This window comes from Marinicauda pacifica (assembly GCF_004793635.1).
Lineage (GTDB): Bacteria > Pseudomonadota > Alphaproteobacteria > Caulobacterales > Maricaulaceae > Marinicauda > Marinicauda pacifica.
On record NZ_SRXV01000003.1, the window covers coordinates 302,850 to 320,852 of the forward strand.

Below are 18,003 nucleotides of genomic sequence, written 5' to 3' on the forward strand. Positions count from 1 at the left end.
GCGCCCGATTTGATCTCGCGCAAATCGGGGCGGCGCGACCTCGCCTAACACACTTGCCGGAACCGCTCCCCGGGACGGGTGCGGGCGTAGCTCTTCAGGGAGGGAGAATAAAACCATGCAGGACCGCTCCATCAGGAAAATGGGCGTGATCCTGGCTGTGATACTGATCGCGTCGTTCAGCGTCCTTGGATGGCTGGGCCGCGATCTTTACCGCCAGGCTCCACCCATGCCGTCCGCCGTCGTCACGATGGCGGGCGATGTTGTTTACACCAAGGATGACATTCAGCGCGGCCGTCAGGTCTACCAGTCAATGGGCGGCCAGCAGGTCGGTTCGATCTGGGGCCATGGCGGCTATCTCGCCCCGGACTGGTCGGCCGACTGGCTGCATCGTGAGGCGCTCGCCACGCTCGATATCATGGCGCAGGACGATTACGGCGTGTCATTCGAGCAGCTGGACGAAGGCGCGCAGGCCCGCCTCCAGAACCGTTTCCAAGCACGCATCCGGGAAAACACCTACAACACCGAAACCGGCCAGATCGTGATCAGCGCGGAACGGGCCGAGGCGATCGCGCGTGTTAAGCCGCACTTCGCCGACCTGTTCGGCAACGGCCACGAACTCGAAGCGCTTCGCGAAGACTACGCCATCGCCAACAATGCCATTCCCGACCCGGAGCGGCGCGAAGTCCTGACCGCCTTCTTCTTCTGGGCCAGCTGGGCGACCGTCACTGAGCGCCCGAACGACAATGTGAGCTACACCAATAACTGGCCGCACGAGCCGCTGGTGGGCAACGCCCCGTCGGCGCCGAACATCATGTGGTCGATCGGATCGGTCATCCTGCTCATCGGCGGCATCGCGGCTCTGACTTGGTGGCATGCCGGGCGCAAGGAAGAGCCGGCCCCCACACCGCCGGCCGAAGACCCGCTCGCAGCCATGAAGCCCACACCCTCGATGAAGGCGACCCGGAAGTATTTCTGGACCGTCGTGGCACTCTTCCTCGCTCAGATCGGCCTGGGAGCGATCACGGCTCACTACTCGGTGGAGGGGCACGACTTCTACGGCTTCCCGCTGTCGGACGTTCTTCCCTACGCCGTGACCCGGACCTGGCACACCCAACTGGCGATCTTCTGGATCGCAACCGCTTGGCTCGCCACCGGCCTCTATCTTGCCCCCGCGCTCGGCGGCAACGAACCCAAGTTCCAAAAGATCGGCGTGGACATTCTCTACGGGGCGCTGCTCGTGGTCGTCGTTGGCTCGATGGCCGGTGAGTGGCTCGCCGTCCAGCAATACTTCGATCTCGACATGAACTTCTGGTTCGGCCACCAGGGCTGGGAATATGTCGATCTGGGCCGCTTCTGGCAGATCCTGCTCTTCGCCGGGCTGATGATCTGGCTCGCGCTGATGGGTCGTGCACTCTGGCCGGCGCTCAGGCAGCCGGGTGAAGGCCAGCCGCTTACGATCATCCTCTTCCTTTCGACGATCGCCATCGGTCTGTTCTACGGCGCAGGTCTGACCTGGGGCCAGCACACGCACCTGTCGATGATCGAGTACTGGCGCTGGTGGGTCGTCCACCTGTGGGTGGAAGGTTTCTTCGAGGTCTTCGCGACCGCGGCCGTCGCTCTGCTCACCGTCAAGATGGGCCTCTTGCGCAGCCGCACCGCCAACCATGCCGTGCTGTTCGCGACGATCATCTTCCTGACTGGCGGGGTGCTGGGTACGCTGCACCACCTCTACTTCTCCGGCACCACGACCCCGACGCTCGCGATCGGCGCCGTGTTCTCCGCACTGGAAGTGGTGCCGCTCGCCCTGATCGGTCACGAGGCGCTGGAAAACTACCGCATGACGAAGGCGGCCAAGTGGGTAGAATCCTACAAATGGCCCATCATGTTCTTCGTGGCGGTGGCGTTCTGGAACCTCGTCGGCGCCGGTCTCCTTGGCTTCATCATCAACCCGCCGATCTCGCTTTACTACGTGCAAGGCCTGAACCTGACCGCCACGCACGCCCACGCCGCCCTATTCGGAGTGTATGGCTTCCTCGGCATCGGGCTGATGATGTTCTGCCTTCGCGGCCTGTTCGCGAAGGAAGGTTGGTCCGACCGGATGGCCGCGTGGAGCTTCTGGCTGCTCAATGGCGGGCTAGCGATGATGGTCTTCATGAGCCTGTTCCCGGTCGGGGTCATCCAAGCCCATGCCTCCATCACCGAGGGACTGTGGTTCGCCCGGTCGCCGGAAGTGCTGCAGTCGGAGCTTGTCCACTTCTTCGTGTGGATGCGGGTGCCCGGTGACATCGTCTTCTCGGTCGGGGCCGGCGTGCTGGCCGTCTTCGTAGCGAAACTCGCCTGGACGGGGTTCCGCAGTCAGAAGACGAAGACCATACCGGTCGGAACTCCGGCCGAATAGCGGATGCCCGGCAGGCAGGTTTGCCCCCGCCCGCCTGCCTGCCGGGTTCACTCGGGACGGCTCCGGAGTTCGCTCCGGAGCCGGACCGCTTGCAGGTGCGTGAGAAGGAGATCGTGATGACGCCTTTGCAGATCATGTTGGCCTGCATAGGTATGGTGTTGCTTCCCGTGGCCATTGCCGGAATCGCGTTGCCGTTGCTTCCTGGGACGCCGATCCTGATCGTTGCGGCGTTCTGTTTCGCGAAGGCCTCGCCGAGGCTGGAGACCTGGCTCGTCGATCATCCCCGGCTCGGACCGCCGATCCAGGCCTGGCGGACGCACGGCGCCATTGCCTGGAGCGCGAAAATGGTCGCTTCAGGCGCAATGAGCGTGTCGTTCGTCTGGATGCTGGCTTCCGCAGCACCGCTGGCAGGCAAGCTCTCCGCCGGCCTCGTCATGCTCGTCGCTGCCGGCTTCATCTGGTCGCGGCCCGATGCCTAGTCTGAGAAGGATAACAGCTCGGTCAGCGCTTCGTTCTTTCGAGAGATGTCCGCCAGCGTGACGGTATCGAGTTCGGCGAGATAGGCCTGGACCGCCCGATTCAGTACGCCTTTCAGACCGCAGGCCGGTGTGATCACGCAGCGGTTCTCAGGACGGAAACATTCAGCCTGCGAGAAGCTGTCCTCCATTGCGCGCACGACATTCCCTACGACGATCTCGCTCGCCGGCAAGGCAAGCCTCAGCCCGCCGCCTCGCCCTCGCAGGGTTTTGAGAAACCCCTTTTCGCTAAGGCCACGAACCACTTTCATCAGGTGGTTTTTCGAGATGCCGTAAGCTGATGCGATCTCCTCGATCCGGCATAGCCCGCCGGGCGCGACGGCGGCGTAAATCAGGACGCGCAGCGCATAATCGGTGTGAGCGGTCAGTCGCATCCAGAGCTCCCAGAAAAGTCCAGTGATCGGTTCGTCAGCCGCGCTGGTCCGGACGACGGAGCAGGTCCGGTTCTTGAAGAGGTACCATAGATGCTTTTTTCTTGTCGTCACCCGCTGGCGATGCAGAGCCAGCCCAGCCGCGCGGTGCGCCTTGGGTTCATCGTTCGTGACGACTGTGATGTCCGACGTGCTGACTGCAGGCAGACCGAAATCGTGAGGCCGAGTTTTGAGCCAGCGCAAAATGCCCGCCAGCGCTTCGTGCTTCAAGAAAGTTGATCGAGGGCCCGCCATCGGGTCCGCAAAAAAGAAGCCCGGCGAGAATCCTCTGGAGGTTCCGCCCGGCAGTTCGACGAATTCGAGGTGCGCCGTGCTCAATACCGATAAGTCCGCCAAGCGACGGGCCATGCCCAAGGATCCGATTGCCGCACGGCGCGAGTATTCAGGTCCCGCGCTTTTTAGCTTCGGCTTCAGGCCTTTTTTTCTGTTCGGTGCTCTCTGGGCGGCGCTTTCCGCCCCGCTCTGGATGCATGCCTATGCCGGAGGAGATGCGATGGTCGGCGCCGCGCCCGCGCTCGCCTGGCACATCCATGAAATGCTGTTCGGTTTCATCGCCGCTATTGTCGCCGGCTTCCTGCTGACAGCGGTGCCGAACTGGACGGGGCGGCTGCCTGTGATGGGTTGGCCGCTCGCCGGGCTGTTTGCACTCTGGGCCGCCGGCCGCGCAGCGATGCTTTTCTACGCCGAGCTTGGCATCGCTGCGGCAGTCATCGACAGTGCATTCCTCGTCGTACTCGTCGGCCTGCTCGGCCGGGAAGTCGTTACGGGCGGCAATGCGAAGAACGTTCCCGTGATAGTGTTCGCAAGCCTCTTCGCGCTCGCCAATATCTGCTTTCACGCCGCTTTGCTCTTCGGCCTGGATTGGCGGCCCGCGCAAGGCGTCGCAATCGCGGTCATTGCCATGCTCATCGCGCTGATTGGCGGGCGTATCGTTCCAAGCTTCACCCGCAACTGGCTGGTTCAGCAAGGCCAGAGCGATCTGCCTGCACCCATGGGCCTGTACGACCGTGCGAGCCTGCTTGCGCTGGCCGTAGCGCTCGTCCTCTGGATCGCACTCCCCTTCGACTGGTTCACCGGCGCCTTCCTGCTCATCGCCGGAGCCATGCACACAGGTCGCGTCGTGCGCTGGAAGGGCTGGAAAACGACCGCGGAGCCGCTCGTTCTGATCCTTCATGTCGGCTACGCCTGGTTGCCGCTCGCGCTGGTTCTCATGGGACTTTCGATGATCGCGCCCGTTGTGGTCCCGGCCAGCGCGGCCCTTCACGCTTTGACGGCCGGGGCCATGGGCACCATGACCCTAGCGGTCATGACCCGGGCGAGCCTTGGTCATACCGGGCGCGAGCGCACCGCCGATCTCTGGACGAGCGCGATCTATGTACTTGTGGTGACTGGGGCCTTGATCCGAGTAGTGGCGCCCGTCGCTCTGGGGCCGGCGCAGTTCGCGGCGCTGGGCGTTTCTGCCATGATGTGGAGCAGCGCATTCGCGCTCTTCTTCGTGCGCTACGGGCCAATCCTGATGGGGCCGAGAAAGCGCTAACCGAAAATGACCGATCACCCCGCCGATTCGTCCAAGCCCGCTTCCGCCCGGCCGGAAATGACGTCGGCCCTGATGGAGGCGACCGGACTTGACGAAAAGATGCTCGAAACGCTTGTGGATCAGTTTTACGAGCGTGTGCGTGCGGACGATTTACTCGGGCCGATCTTTGAAGAACGGGTCGAAAGCTGGAAACCTCATCTCGACAGGATGGTGGCCTTCTGGTCGTCCGTCGCGCTCATGACCGGCCGCTATCACGGGGCGCCCGTGCCGGCACACGCTACTCTCCCGGTTTCGAGGGAGCATTTTGAGCGCTGGCTGCGGTTGCTTCGTCAGACCGCCCGCGAGGTCTGCCCGCCCACGGGTGCGGCCCACGTGATCGAACGGGCCGAGCGGATCGCGCGATCGCTTCACCTCGCCGTCGAAGGTCTGTCCTCCCGCAATGGCTCAACTTCCTCCAGTGCAAAGGACCCAGCGCCATGAGCAGAATCGTGTACACTGAAGACCCCTCAGAGCTGACCCGCTATATCGAGACCTGGTACCATTCGCGCCACCGCGAACAGCTGTCATGGCTCGCGGATCTCGCAGCCAAGGTTGAGAGGGTGCATGCCGGTCATCCTGAAGCGCCGGCCGGGCTCTGCGAAGCACTTCGCCGGATGATCGGTGAGATCGAAGTTCATATGAAGAAGGAGGAGCTTATCCTCTTTCCCGCGATCCGTAACGGCGGCGGAGCGGACATCAGTGAACCGATCGCTGTGATGCGAAGCGATCATGAGAAGCATGCAACCGATGTCGAGGAAATCCGACGCCTGACCCGCGGACCGTCGCTTCCCGAGGGTGCTTGTCGTACCTGGGCAACGTTATATGAGGGAATTGAGGAATTCATCGCGGATCTCGAAGAGCATCTCCATCTGGAGAACGACGTGCTTTTCCCTCGGTTCGAGGCGCAGCAAACCTAGTCCGGCGCGAGACGGCCAAGGCGGTGGCAAAAAAGGAAGAGGCGGCGCCTCTCCCTTCTCCTTTCCCGGCGCCCGCTGTCAGCTACATTTCGAATAGCCGCAGCTGGTGCAGGTATTACATCCTTCAAGCTTGACAAGCGCCGGCTGGTGGCATTTCGGGCAAAGTGCTTCCCGGATTCGAAAGGTGATCTCCTCGATCGTTGCTTTGCTGGCCTCTTTCTGCCGGTCCGCGCTCTGGATGCTGACGGGCTCCATGCCGTCCCGTATGGCATTGAGGTGACGCTCGATCACCCCACCGATGACGGCAAGGAGGCTTGGTGCATAGCGCCCGTCGATGAAGGCGCCCCCCTGCGGATCGAAGACCGCCTGGAGCTCCTCGGCAACGAACTCGACATCGCCGCCGCGCCGGAACACGGCCGAGATCATGCGGGTCAGGCCCACCGTCCAAGCGTAATGTTCCATATTCTTGGAGTTGATGAAGATCTCGAATGGACGCCGCGTCTGCACGATCTCGCCTTCCGCATCCTCACGCTCTTCGACGATGTCATTGATGGTCACGTAGATGGCGTGCTCGCTGTGCGGCCAGCGAAGCTTGTAGGTCTGGCCTGGCAGCTCTTCGGGACGATGGGCGACATCGCAGGACCCATCCTCGGTGGCCGGGGCTGATTTCGGCTTGCCTTCGGTCTTGGACAGAACCGAACCGGTATTGTCGTTCGGTCGATAGGTCGTACAGCCCTTGCAACCCATATCGTAGGCTAGACGGTAGACGTCCTTGAAATCGTCGAACGAGATGTCTTCGGGGAGGTTGATTGTCTTGCTAATAGAGCTGTCGATCCATTTCTGGGCGGCCGCCTGCATCGCGACGTGTTCGTCCGGTCTTAGCTCCTCGGCGGTGACGAAATAGTCAGGCAGTTCGGTCCCGGCACCGAACTTTTCGCGGAACAGCATGTAGGCGTAGTCCTGGATCTCCTCCTCGACATGGGACCCGTCATTCTGGAGCACCTTGCGTTTGAAGGTGTAGCCGAAGACCGGCTCGATGCCGCCACTCGTGTTGTTCGCGTAGAGTGAGATCGTGCCGGTGGGCGCAATCGACGTCAGGTGGCTGTTGCGGATGCCATGAGCGAGGATGAGTGAAAACACTTCGCGGTCGAGCGCTTCGACCATTGGCGCCTCGAGATAGAAGTCCTCGTCATAGAGCGGAAAGGCGCCCTTTTCCTTGGCGAGCAGGGCGCTGGTCCGGTAGGCCTCGTTGGTAAAGCGCGAGAGCCAGTGATCAACAGTTCTGACGGCTTCCTCGGAGCCGTAGCGAATGCCGCACATGATCAAAGCGTCGCCAAGACCGGTGATGCCGAGGCCAAGGCGGCGCTTGTTTCGAGCCTCCGCGCGCTGCTGCTCCAGGGGGAAGTGGCTGGCGTCGATGACGTTGTCCATCATGCGGACCGCGGTGGCGACGCAGGCCGTCATTGATTCGATGTCCAGCCGGGCTGTGTCGCTGAAGGGATTTTCGACAAAGCGGCTGAGGTTGAGCGAGCCCAGCAGACAGGCGCCATAGGGAGGCAAAGGCTGCTCTCCGCACGGATTGGTTGCTGCAATGTTTTCCAGCCAGGACAGATTGTTCAGTTGATTGACGCGATCGATGAAAATCACACCGGGCTCGGCATACTCGTAAGTGGCTTCCATGATCGCGTTCCACAAATCGCGCGCGCGGATCGTCTCATGGACCGTGTCATTGAAGTGGAGCGGCCAATCCTCGTCCGCATCGACCGCCTCGATCAGCGCGTCGCTGACCAGGACCGAGAGATTGAACATGCGCAGGCGCGTCCGGTCCTTCTTGGCGTCGATGAAAGAAAGAATGTCGGGGTGGTGGTCGCGCATCACACCCATCATCGCTCCGCGCCGGGTGCCGGCACTCATGATGGTGCGGCACATCGCATCCCAGACATCCATGAAGGTCAGAGGCCCGCTCGCATCGGCGCAAACGCCTGCAACGAGCGTGCCCTGGGGGCGGATCGTGGAGAAGTCGTAGCCGATCCCACCACCCTGCTGCATGGTCAGGGCCGCTTCCTTGAGCATGTCGAATATGCCGGCGAGACTGTCCGGGATCGTCCCCATGACAAAGCAGTTGAACAGGGTCACGTTGCGCCCCGTGCCGGCGCCCGAAACGATGCGGCCGGCCGGCAGAAACCGGAAATCGTCCAGCGCCTCTCGAAACTGCCTCGCCCAATAGGGCGCGCGATCACCCTCGACGTCCGCCAGCGTGCGGGCGACCCGGTCCCAGGTCTCCTCGACAGTCGCGTCGACGGGTTCGCCCCGAGCGTCCTTGAACTGGTATTTCATACTCCAGATGTCGGTGGAAATTTTCTGCAGGGCGGTCATTGGCGCTCTCAATCGGCTTTGAAAAGTGGTGCGGGGATGGCGAATCGCGACTCGCCACAACGGCCCGCCCAGTCTGATTGAAGCGGTCCGAAGCCGATTTGCGGCAGGACAAGTCCGCCCAACTCCGCGTGTGATCGGGGTCTTCGGATCATTCGCATCGGGCCGCCGCGTGCGGGCGGCCATCGCACTGCTCCCGCCTCGACAGTCGCGGTCAGGCCGCCAGCTCGCCCTCAATGCGATAGGTCCGCTTGCCGGTCACGACGAGACGGCGTTCGCGGGTCCAGCGCGAAAACAGGCGCGACACGGTCTCGATCGTGAGGCCGGTATAGTCGGCGATCTGCTGGCGGGTCATGGGCAGCTCGATATCGCCTAGCGGGGTGGACAGGCGTTCGGAGACGAGGATGAGGAACTCGGCCAAGCGCTCGGCCGCGCTCTTCTGGCCTAGCATGGCAATGTGCCGGCGCTCGCGCTGGAGCCGTCCGCGCATCTGCGCGAAGATGAACTCCGCCCAAGCCTGGTCCGAAAGCGCGGCGTCCGCGCTCGCTTCGATGAGGGTGGTTTGAGTCAGCGCCTCGGCGTAATGGTCGAGCTCGCCATCGAACTGGAAGTGCACGAGTTCGCCCTCGGTGACGATGTCGACGATCTGGCGGCGCCCATCATCGTAGATGTGGAAGATCATCACCGCGCCGCACGCGACCTTAAGAAGCCGGCCGGCGGCATCTCCCGCGAAGTAGATCGGCGCATCCTTAGCGAATCGGCGGGGGGTTTCTTTTATGGTCATGGGAGAGGCTCCAACGGCGTTTCGTTGAGCCTGATGTCGCAGATCCTATCCGGCGAAAAAATTCGGCAGGATGCGTACGCGCTTCTACCTATCCCAGACGAGTTCGGTTTTTCTTCATCTGCAAAAGGACCGCGATCAGCTCGTCGCCGTTGACAGGCTTCTCCAGGATCTCCAGCCCGGGGTTGCCCCCCCGGAAGATATTCAGAAGCGGCCCTGGCAGTCCGGAGAGCAGGAGAAGCTGTGAAGCTGGCGCCTGGGTTTCACGCCAAAATAGCAACTGGTCGACATCGCTCGGGTTGTCGCAATCGAGCACCACGCAGTCGCCCGCATTCACGATGGCTGATTGCATTGCGGACTGAAGCGTGTCGAAGCGATGAAGCACGAAATTGAACGTACTTGACAAGGCCTCGAAAGCTTCGAAGACCGCAGTATCGGTCTCGATCAGGAAGAGTGTGCATCCGGTCAACATGGGCTCCTGATACCGGCTTGGTGCCTGTGGAACCTTGTGCGAAATCAAACTCTGCTGCTGATGCCGGAGAGCAGGCGCACTAGCTCCGCGATATTGCGCACGTCGAGCTTTGCGAACACGCGGGCTCTGTGGATCTCCACCGTGCGTGGACTGATATCGAGTTCGCGCGCAGCTTCCTTGTTGGAGAGGCCTCGGTTCAATGCCTGCGCGACGTCGCGCTCGCGATCTGTGAGCCGATCCAGCGACACGCTGCTTGTCTCCTTCCCGGATTCCGAGAGCGCACGCGTGAGCGCCGCCTCAAGCGCGGCCGGCGTGAAGGGCTTCTCCACGAAATCGAACGCACCGAGCCGGATCGCTTCCACGGCAGTTGAAATATCGCCATGCGCGCTGATCATGATCACTGGAAACGGAACCGGCTGAAGGCGGCGCAGCACATCGAGTCCCGAGATCTGGGGCAGCTTCAGGTCGAGGAAGGCAATGTCGGGCTTCTTCTCCGCGGTTGCTTCCAGAAATGCATAGCCGTGCGGATATTGTTCGATCCTGCGTCCGGGCCGATCCAGGACCGCCGCGAGCCCTTCACGCACGGCGTCATCATCGTCGGTGATTGCGATCGTTATCTCTTCGTCGGTCATGATCTACTCCAGCGGCAGGCGAAGCCGGAAGATCGCGCCCGGCAAGCGCGTCTCGTTGCGGTCCTCGATAAGGTCGAGGCTTCCGCCGTGGGATTCGGCAATGGTATGGCAAATGGAGAGGCCAATTCCCAGACCATGCTCCTTGCTCGTGACGAAAGGCGAGAAGAGCCGATGGCGAAAGGCCGGATCAATGCCCGGCCCATTATCTTCCACCTCCACAGTCACGCACTTAGGGTTCTCGACCTCCATCCGGACCCGAATCCGGGGCATATCGAGGTTCTGCGTGGCGTCGATGGCATTCTTGATGAGGTTGACCATCACCTGGCGGATCTGGGTCGGGTCCGCGTAAATCTCCACCGTCTGATCGGTCAGACCCGACAAATCGATGGACGAACGCCCCCCCGCTTCGGCGACGCTACAGAGTTCGGCTGCACCCATAATGATCTCAACGAGATCGATGACTTTGCGCTCGTCGTCCCCCCGCTCGACCATTTGCCGGATGCGCCGCACGATGTCGCCAGCTCGCTGGCATTCGGCCTCGGCGCGAGCGAACATCGCGCGTGCCTTGTCAGGGTCGGTCGCAAGCGCACGCTCGGACGCGGTCAGGAAGAGTGAAATCGCCGTGAGGGGCTGGTTGAGCTCGTGCGCGAGCGAAGAGCCCATCTCCGCAACGGCACTTACGCGGCTCATGTGACTGAGCTGGGACTGGATTTCCCGCAGCCTGCGTTCTGCTGCAACCCGTTCGGTCAGGTCGCGGATGATCCCGACGAAACGGCGTTCACCTTCATGCTCGAATTCTCCAACAGAGAGATCCATCGGGAACTCGCTGCCGTCCTTTCTCAGTCCTTCGACCTCCCGTCCGATGCCGATTATGCGGGCATCGCCGGTGTTCAGATAGCGGATGATGAAATCATCGTGGTGCTCGGCGTAGCGGGCGGGCATCAGCATTGAGATATTGCGCCCGAGCACATCGGCTTCCGACCAGCCAAAAATGCCCTGGCACGCCGGATTATAGAGATTCACGATGCCACGGGCATCTATCGAGATAATCCCGTCCACCGCAGTGCGGATCAGCGCGTTTAGCTGGCCTTCAGCGTAGGTCGTGGTCATGGGCTGTGGCGTGTTGCTCGCTCCTGAAGGGGAGAGTGCTAACCTGCGCTCGCGTTCCGGTCCACTTGCCGCGTCAGGTGCCTTTCGACGCAACGGGCTTTGTGTTGAAGGAAAATTGCGTTTGCGGGCGGCTCACGCCGCCTCCCTCAGCCAGTTTGCGCAGTCGCTGCTTGCGCGCCTTGGAAGCATCGTCTTCTGACGACTTGAATTCCTCGACATGATGAACGAAGGCCAGGCGTTCGCGAAGAATACGCTCGATGCCCTGCTTCAGGGTCACCCGGGCCGAGGGACATCCCCCGCAGGCACCCAGCAATTCGAGCCGCACTGTTTTCGAGGACGCAAGGTAGTCGTGAAGCCGGACATCGCCTCCGTCGCGTGCGACTGCAGGACGGACATAGGCGTCGAGCACCTCCAGTATGTGCTGCTCGACCTGACTTAATTGCTCATTCTGGCTCCGCGCCCCTTGTTCTGTTTCGAGCATGACAGCCGGCCGACCGAATTCGACGAAGTCCGCGATCACCAACAGGACGAGAATCTTCAGACTTGCCCAGTCGCACTCAACGTCCTTGCGTACGCTGACATAGTCTCGTGTGATCAGAACCTCAGTGACCGGTCCGAGTGCAAGAAGCTCCTTAGCGAGCGGAGCGGCCGAAAGATCCTCGCTTTGAACCGACCATCGCGTCGGACTGCTATCCGACAAGGCGACGCCCGGGAAAAACTTCAGAGCATGCGGATTGGGCGTAGCTTCGGTCTGGATGAACATCCGGGCACAAACCCAGGCGGGTTGCTAACTCGAGATATAAGAGGTATCAAAAATACTAGTTTTAATGTCAATGAGATTGAGCGGCTTCAACACCGCGGCTCATGCGGCATCAATCACCAATGAAGAGGCTGGGTATGAACAGGAATGCTATCGGAACGGCGCTAGTCGTTCTCGCCGCGATTGCGATCTGCGTTGTGTTCATGGTTGTCATCTGGCGCCAGTTGCCGGCCGTCGAGATGGGAGCTCACGGTTGGGTCGCGCTCGCGCTTGGAACATTGCTCAGCTTGATCGTTGGGGGCGGTCTTTCCGCTATTCTCGTCATCAGTCGGCGTCGCGGCTACGACGAAGGCGCACACGAGCTCTATCGCGGCCACTTCGAGAACGATTGATGGTTAGTCGTTTGGACATTCAAACAGCTTCTGGATGCGATCATCGTCGAAATAGGCCGGCGCGTCGTTCAGTATGGTCGGCATGTGACGGCCCTTCGCCGCCATGGCCTTCGCGAAGCCGAGCCGGGTGAGGACACTGATCTGCTCCTGGGTTCCTCGCGAGAGCCGGAAGAGTTTTTCCGCCCGGCGTTTGCCGCGGATGGTACAAATCCTGGTACAAAATTCTATCCACAATCGTCATAAATAATTGTTTTACTTATATATTCAATAAGTGGTGGAGTTTCCCACCCTCACCGCCATATTTTTTTTATGAATCCCAATATTTCGATTGCTCAGACGGGGTCGTGACGCGTCATGCGACGGCGCGTGTTAAAAAGTGTGACACTTAACTCAGGCGACCTCGCAGATCGACCTTTACCGGAACCGCTTCGATACACGCCTGAGGGGCGATCTCGACGCTAGAGCCGCGATTGCGGAACTTCGGTTAGGTCGCCAAACATCCGGCCGCGGAGCGCTTCGCATGTGCCGTCGAGGCCCGGGAACATTGAAGCCGCGGTTACGCCCATAACACTAAGCTCATGGAGGGCATTTGATCGCTCACTGAGAGGAAGATCGAAGCAATGGAGAAACTTCTCGCCGCACCTCTTCTCATTCCACCTAATGAACCCTTCAACATCCCAGAGGTTCGTGAGCGTAAACACACTCTGCTGAGGAACGAGCCGATTGTTATCAAGCGGAGCCGCGGAAATCACCTCTAACATTGGAATAGAGGATAGGAAATACGCAGGCTCTTTGCTGCATTGCCTCCATAAAATTTGATCAAAAGCAAATATTCTAACAGAATTTGGGTTTGGCCTTTCAGGTCTAATTCTAAATGCAAAGAATGCAGCTATAAATGGAGACCAGGTCCAGTCTAGCATGGGAGTCGGATAACCATGATGTTGAGCTATACTGTATAATGTCGCCAACTCATCTGGGTTTCTTATGTCGATCTTTTTTGTTATGTGAGGAGTAATCAGTTCGGTTAATTTGGGAATATCTTCCTTCACATAGCGGTTTACATCTTTACGTCGTTTCCGGTGGAAAAGTGTTTGCAGCGGCCAGGGTTGGGGCTGGCCTCGGAAGATGTAGCGTCGAGGTTCAAGCCCGGAGACCTTTTCCTTGAACGAGGCCCAAGAGCGTACGCTGGGCTCACGTTGATACTGAGATTTCTTAGGCGGTTCGTAGGATTTGAGCACACCGCTCATCTCTTGGCCCAACGAGGTCCTAAGAGCGATTCCAAGTCCACCCTCGACGACTTGCGCTGAAACCGTCACGGTATCTGGAAACAGTGTCCTTGGATATGACGCCTGCGCGCTGTCGATGTCAGGAAAGAACGTGCCATTGCGTGCAATCGGCGCGACCTTAGCAGTCCCGGATGCATTGCCTTGTCCTGGGATCAGATGAAGGCGCTCAGCGAACATCGCGCCTAGGCTCGGCTCCTCATCAAGGTAGGTAGCAGAACCAACTAGACCTTCGGGTTCGAGTTCGAGATTGACGACCAAAGATCCTTTATTGAGTTCACCACTAATGCGACCAATCCACTGCCCAACAAGTTCTCTCATCTCACCTCAAACTCCGCCAACTCTCGAAGAATCATGACGATAAAGGCCCAAGGAGGATTCGCCAGTACCGGAAGACGAAAAAGCCTTTGAGCCTTCGGCCTTGGCAACGATGACCTTCAAGACACCCGCCGCTACGCGCTCCGAAACTGCATCGAGGCCGATATTCATTCTACGGGCACCGTCTGCACAAGCGCCCCACGCCCGCACCCCCACCACACCCCTCCCGCGCCCCTTTCGCCGGCCCCCCGCGCCTCCTAGATACAGGAAAAGCAACGCTCGGAGCCCGGCCATGCGCTATTCCCTTCTCGATCTTGCCCCCGTGCCGGAGGGCGCGGACACGGCGCAGGCGCTGCGCAATATGGAAGACCTCGCCGTGCGCGCCGAGGAGTGGGGCTATCACCGCTACTGGCTGGCCGAGCATCACAACATGCCCGGCATCGCCTCGGCCGCGACGGCGGTGCTGATCGGTCATGTGGCGGCGCGCACCCGCCGGATGCGCGTGGGCGCAGGCGGGATCATGCTGCCCAATCATGCGCCGCTGGCCGTGGCCGAAGCGTTCGGCACGTTGGCAACCCTGCATCCTGACCGCATCGATCTGGGGCTCGGACGCGCGCCGGGCGGCGATCATGCCGTGATGCAGGCGCTGGGCGTGCATCCGCGCCGGGCCGAGCAATTCTCCGACGAGGTCGGCGAGCTGCGCGCGCTGTTCGGTCCGGCCCGCAGCGACATGCGCGTGCGCGCCCATCCCGGCGAGGGCACCCACGTGCCGCTGTGGATTCTCGGCTCCTCGCTTTACGGCGCCACGGTCGCGGCCGAGCACGGCCTGCCCTATGCCTTCGCCTCCCATTTCGCGCCGGCCGCGCTCGACCAGGCGTTCGCGCGCTACCGTAAAGACTTCCGCCCCTCGCAAGAGTGCGAGCGGCCCCACGCCATGCTGGCGATCAATGTCTTTGCCGCAGAGACCGACGCAGAGGCCGTGCGGTTGAAGACCACCATGCAGCAGGCTTTCTACCGCCTGCGCACGGGCCAGCCGGGCAAGTTGCCGCGTCCGGTCGAGGACATTCGCGACGCCATTCCCGCGGACGCGCTGCCGGCAATCGACGCGGCACTGGCGATCTCCGCCACGGGCAGCCCGGCCACGGTGGCGCGCGAGCTGCGCGCGCTGATCGAGCGCTACCGGCCCGACGAGGTGATCCTGACCGGCCAGATCCACGATCACGGCGCGCGCCTGCGCTCGTTCGAGATTGCCGCCGAGGCAATGGCGGACCTGGCCAGGACCGCGGCGGCCTGAGGCCGGGCCGAAGTTATGTTCAGGCCGCGGCGGCGCCGCCCCGCCCTCCTGCGATCATATTGAAACCGAAGCGTGCTTGTTTGCGCGCCCGCGTCGGCTAGTCTTGCCTGATCGAGATAACTTGAAGGGGGAGTTCATGGCCCGGAAAACGGCATTTCTCATCGGTACGGCCTGCGCGGCGATCACGGCCAGCCTGACGGCGACCGGGGCTGGACTGGCCCAGGACGCGCCGATCGTGCAGCCGGGCGCCCCCGGTGAGGCGGGCCGTCAGCTGAGCGCGCAGGAAGCGGTGCAGATCGCGGCCAACCGCTACTCCCAGGACGATGTCGATTTCATGCAGGCCATGATCCTGCACCATTACCAGGCCGTGCAGATGGCCGATCTCGTGGCGGACCGCACCAGCACGCCGGAACTGGTCGCCATCGCGGGCCGGATCGACGCGTCCCAGGCCGACGAGATCGCCTTCATGCAAGGCTGGCTACGCGAACGCGGCGAAGCGACGCCGGACCCGGCGGCCGACCCCCACGCCATGCACCACGAAGCGCGCCACGAGCAGATGGCGGGCATGGCGACGCCGGCCGAAATGGAGGCGCTGGCCGCAGCGAACGGCAGCGAGTTCGACGAACTCTTCCTTGGACTGATGATCGAGCACCATAATGGTGCGGTGGAGATGGTCGATCACCTGCTCGAGCAGGGCGGCTCGGCCTACGATCCGGTCCTGTACGACTTCATCAACGATGTGCGCAGCGAGCAGCAGGCGGAGATACGGCGCATGGACGCGGTCCTCGCGGGCCTGTCGCAGGATCCGCGCAATGGACTTTCGCCGGGCTTCCGCGATGCGGGCGAGGCGATCTCGAACCTTGACCTTGTGGCGAGCCTGCCCAAGCCGACCGGCTTTTTCGACACCGAGAACCCGGCCGGCCTGCCGCCGGAAGTGAGCTCGGAAGACAGCGATGACGCAAACGAGAGCGAGGAGGCGGCAGAAGATAGCGAAGAGGAGGCCGAGCGCCGCTTCTCCGAACGCGCGCCCTTCTTAAGCTTCTCCAATACCGATATGGCGTTTGCCGGCGACCTGATGGCGGTCGGCAATTATCACGGCTTCAATCTCTACCGGCTGGGCGCGGACGAGGCGCCGCAGCTCATCAGCTCGGTCGTGTGTCCCGGTGGCCAGGGCGATGTCTCCATCGTCGGCGACCTGCTGATCGTGTCGGTGCAGGATACACGCGCGCGGATCGATTGCGGCCGCCAGGGCGTGAGCGAGGAGGTGAGCGAGGACCGCTTGCGGGGCTTGCGCATCTTCGACATCAGCGATCCCGTGGCGCCCCGTCAGGTCGGCCTGGTGCAGACCTGCCGCGGCTCGCACACCCATTCGGTCGTCTCCAGCGACGAGGAGACCATCGTCGTCTACAATTCGGGCACCAGCTCGATCCGCGACGAGGAAGAGCTGGCCGGCTGCGTTTCCGGCCTGCCAGGCGACGAGGAGACGGCGCTGTTCTCCATCGACGTCATCGAGATCCCCGTGGACAATCCGGGCGCGGCGCGCATCGTGGACAGCCCGCGCGTCTTCGCCGACGACGAGACCGGACGCATTGCCGGCCTGTGGGAAGGCGGCGATCACGGCGAGGACACGCAGACCACGCGCCGCACCGACCAGTGCCACGACATCACGGTCTTCCCCTCGCTCGACCTGGCCGCCGGGGCGTGCTCGGGCAACGGCATCCTGTTCGACATCACCGATCCGCGCGCACCCCGGCGCATCGATGCGGTGGTCGATCAGGGCTTTGCCTACTGGCACTCGGCGACGTTCAACAATGACGGCACGAAAGTGTTGTTCACCGACGAATGGGGCGGAGGCGGACGCCCGCGCTGCCGCGCGCACGATCCCGACACCTGGGGCGCCGACGCGATCTACACCATCAATGACGGCGGGCTCGACTTTGCCAGCTACTTCAAGATCCCCTCGGCCCAGACCGAGGTGGAAAACTGCGTCGCCCATAACGGTTCGGTCATTCCGGTGCCGGGCCGCGATCTGTTCGTGCAGTCCTGGTATCAGGGCGGGATCTCTGTGATCGATTTCACCGATGCGCAGAACCCGGTGGAAATCGCCTTCTTCGACCGCGGGCCGATCGACGAGGACATTCTGGTCCTGGGCGGCTACTGGTCGAGCTACTGGTATGACGGACGCATCTACGCCAGCGAGATCGTGCGCGGGCTGGACGTCTTCGCGCTGGAGCCGAGCGAGTACCTCTCGCCGAACGAAATCGCGGCGGCTGCGCTGGCCGATCAGGGCAAGGCGTTCAATCCGCAGCAGCAGATGCCGGTGACCTGGCCGGACCATCCGGTGGTGGGCCTGGCCTATATCGACCAGCTTGTGCGCGCCGAGGCGCTTTCGCCCGATCTGGCGGCGGCCCTGACCGGCGCCCTGGAGCAGAGCGCGGCCCAATGGGAGTCCGGATCGGACGACCCGGATCTCGCCGCGCAATTGCGCAGCCTCGCCGATGATCTGCCCGCGCCAGAGGCCGGGAGCCTTACGGCACAGCGCACTGCCGCCTTGCGCAGCGTAATCGACAGCGTGGCGCAGGCCGTGCGCTAAACTCTGCCATAGAGCCTATGAAGAGCGCCGCGATCCATCCCGGATCGCGGCGTTTTTCGTGGGTGAGCAGGCAGGCATCGAGGAGGTGTCAGACTCCGACCGGCGCCCGATATAACGCATTGCGTTATATGACGATA

16 protein-coding genes are annotated in these 18,003 nt (G+C 61.9%); 8 read left to right on the forward strand and 8 right to left on the reverse strand.

The window, feature by feature from the left end; genetic code table 11:
• Nucleotides 1-115: 115 nt before the first annotated feature.
• Together E5162_RS11410 and E5162_RS11415 are read left to right on the forward strand one after the other, a co-directional pair.
• Nucleotides 116-2,398 (forward strand): nitric-oxide reductase large subunit, encoded by a 2,283-nt coding sequence (locus E5162_RS11410; RefSeq protein WP_135945384.1) that lies wholly within the window; start codon nucleotides 116-118, stop codon nucleotides 2,396-2,398.
• Nucleotides 2,399-2,493: 95 nt separating this feature from the next.
• Nucleotides 2,494-2,877: a YbaN family protein gene (locus E5162_RS11415; protein WP_135945385.1), complete on the forward strand. Its 384-nt coding sequence runs from the start codon at nucleotides 2,494-2,496 to the stop codon at nucleotides 2,875-2,877.
• Here the strand turns inward: E5162_RS11415 and E5162_RS15040 are convergent.
• Complete coding sequence (locus tag E5162_RS15040; protein WP_233342195.1) at nucleotides 2,874-3,713, reverse strand: Rrf2 family transcriptional regulator; 840 nt, start codon at nucleotides 3,711-3,713, stop codon at nucleotides 2,874-2,876. The two genes, E5162_RS11415 and E5162_RS15040, sit on opposite strands and share 4 nt — an antisense overlap.
• On the opposite strand from E5162_RS15040, the gene E5162_RS11425 reads away from it, so the two are divergent.
• Genes E5162_RS11425 through E5162_RS11435 form a run of 3 tightly spaced genes read left to right on the forward strand, consistent with a single transcriptional unit; the run spans nucleotide 3,712 to nucleotide 5,858 of the window.
• Nucleotides 3,712-4,902, forward strand: a complete 1,191-nt coding sequence (locus tag E5162_RS11425) for an NnrS family protein (RefSeq protein ID WP_135945703.1) — start codon at nucleotides 3,712-3,714, stop codon at nucleotides 4,900-4,902. The genes E5162_RS15040 and E5162_RS11425 overlap by 2 nt on opposite strands.
• A 6-nt stretch (nucleotides 4,903-4,908) precedes the next feature.
• Nucleotides 4,909-5,382 (forward strand): group III truncated hemoglobin, encoded by a 474-nt coding sequence (locus E5162_RS11430; protein ID WP_206751106.1) that lies wholly within the window; start codon nucleotides 4,909-4,911, stop codon nucleotides 5,380-5,382.
• Entirely contained in the window at nucleotides 5,379-5,858 is a 480-nt protein-coding gene (locus tag E5162_RS11435; protein ID WP_135945386.1) for a hemerythrin domain-containing protein, read from the forward strand. The genes E5162_RS11430 and E5162_RS11435 overlap by 4 nt, the downstream gene beginning before the upstream one ends.
• Before the next feature lie 78 nt (nucleotides 5,859-5,936).
• On the opposite strand, the gene E5162_RS11440 is transcribed toward E5162_RS11435, so the two are convergent.
• The 6 genes from E5162_RS11440 to E5162_RS11465 all read right to left on the reverse strand — a co-directional run bounded on the left by E5162_RS11440 (nucleotide 5,937) and on the right by E5162_RS11465 (nucleotide 11,989).
• Nucleotides 5,937-8,234 carry an adenosylcobalamin-dependent ribonucleoside-diphosphate reductase gene (locus tag E5162_RS11440; RefSeq protein WP_135945387.1) on the reverse strand — a complete coding sequence of 766 codons (2,298 nt, stop codon included), beginning with the start codon at nucleotides 8,232-8,234 and terminating at the stop codon, nucleotides 5,937-5,939.
• 211 nt (nucleotides 8,235-8,445) lie between these two features.
• Complete coding sequence (locus tag E5162_RS11445) at nucleotides 8,446-9,015, reverse strand: Crp/Fnr family transcriptional regulator (protein ID WP_135945388.1); 570 nt, start codon at nucleotides 9,013-9,015, stop codon at nucleotides 8,446-8,448.
• Between the two features lie 88 nt (nucleotides 9,016-9,103).
• Nucleotides 9,104-9,484, reverse strand: a complete 381-nt coding sequence (locus E5162_RS11450; protein ID WP_135945389.1) for a hypothetical protein — start codon at nucleotides 9,482-9,484, stop codon at nucleotides 9,104-9,106.
• Nucleotides 9,485-9,528: 44 nt separating this feature from the next.
• A complete protein-coding gene (locus E5162_RS11455) occupies nucleotides 9,529-10,116 on the reverse strand; it encodes a response regulator transcription factor (RefSeq protein WP_135945390.1) in 588 nt (195 codons plus the stop codon).
• A 3-nt stretch (nucleotides 10,117-10,119) separates the two neighbouring features.
• Nucleotides 10,120-11,226, reverse strand: a complete 1,107-nt coding sequence (locus E5162_RS11460) for a two-component system sensor histidine kinase NtrB (RefSeq protein WP_135945391.1) — start codon at nucleotides 11,224-11,226, stop codon at nucleotides 10,120-10,122.
• Nucleotides 11,227-11,299: 73 nt separating this feature from the next.
• Entirely contained in the window at nucleotides 11,300-11,989 is a 690-nt protein-coding gene (locus E5162_RS11465; RefSeq protein ID WP_135945392.1) for a NifU family protein, read from the reverse strand.
• 134 nt (nucleotides 11,990-12,123) lie between these two features.
• Between E5162_RS11465 and E5162_RS11470 the strand changes: the two genes are divergently transcribed.
• Nucleotides 12,124-12,378, forward strand: a complete 255-nt coding sequence (locus E5162_RS11470; RefSeq protein WP_135945393.1) for a hypothetical protein — start codon at nucleotides 12,124-12,126, stop codon at nucleotides 12,376-12,378.
• 458 nt (nucleotides 12,379-12,836) lie between these two features.
• Here the strand turns inward: E5162_RS11470 and E5162_RS11475 are convergent, their stop codons facing one another.
• Nucleotides 12,837-13,982 (reverse strand): FRG domain-containing protein, encoded by a 1,146-nt coding sequence (locus E5162_RS11475; RefSeq protein WP_135945394.1) that lies wholly within the window; start codon nucleotides 13,980-13,982, stop codon nucleotides 12,837-12,839.
• 289 nt (nucleotides 13,983-14,271) lie between these two features.
• Here E5162_RS11475 and E5162_RS11480 point away from each other — a divergent pair, with 289 nt between their 5' ends.
• Together E5162_RS11480 and E5162_RS11485 are read left to right on the forward strand one after the other, a co-directional pair.
• The gene (locus tag E5162_RS11480) at nucleotides 14,272-15,273 is read left to right on the forward strand and encodes an LLM class flavin-dependent oxidoreductase (protein ID WP_135945395.1); all 1,002 of its coding nucleotides are present in this window, start codon (nucleotides 14,272-14,274) and stop codon (nucleotides 15,271-15,273) included.
• 136 nt (nucleotides 15,274-15,409) lie between these two features.
• The gene (locus E5162_RS11485) at nucleotides 15,410-17,866 is read left to right on the forward strand and encodes a DUF305 domain-containing protein (RefSeq protein WP_135945396.1); all 2,457 of its coding nucleotides are present in this window, start codon (nucleotides 15,410-15,412) and stop codon (nucleotides 17,864-17,866) included.
• Nucleotides 17,867-18,003: the final 137 nt, after the last annotated feature.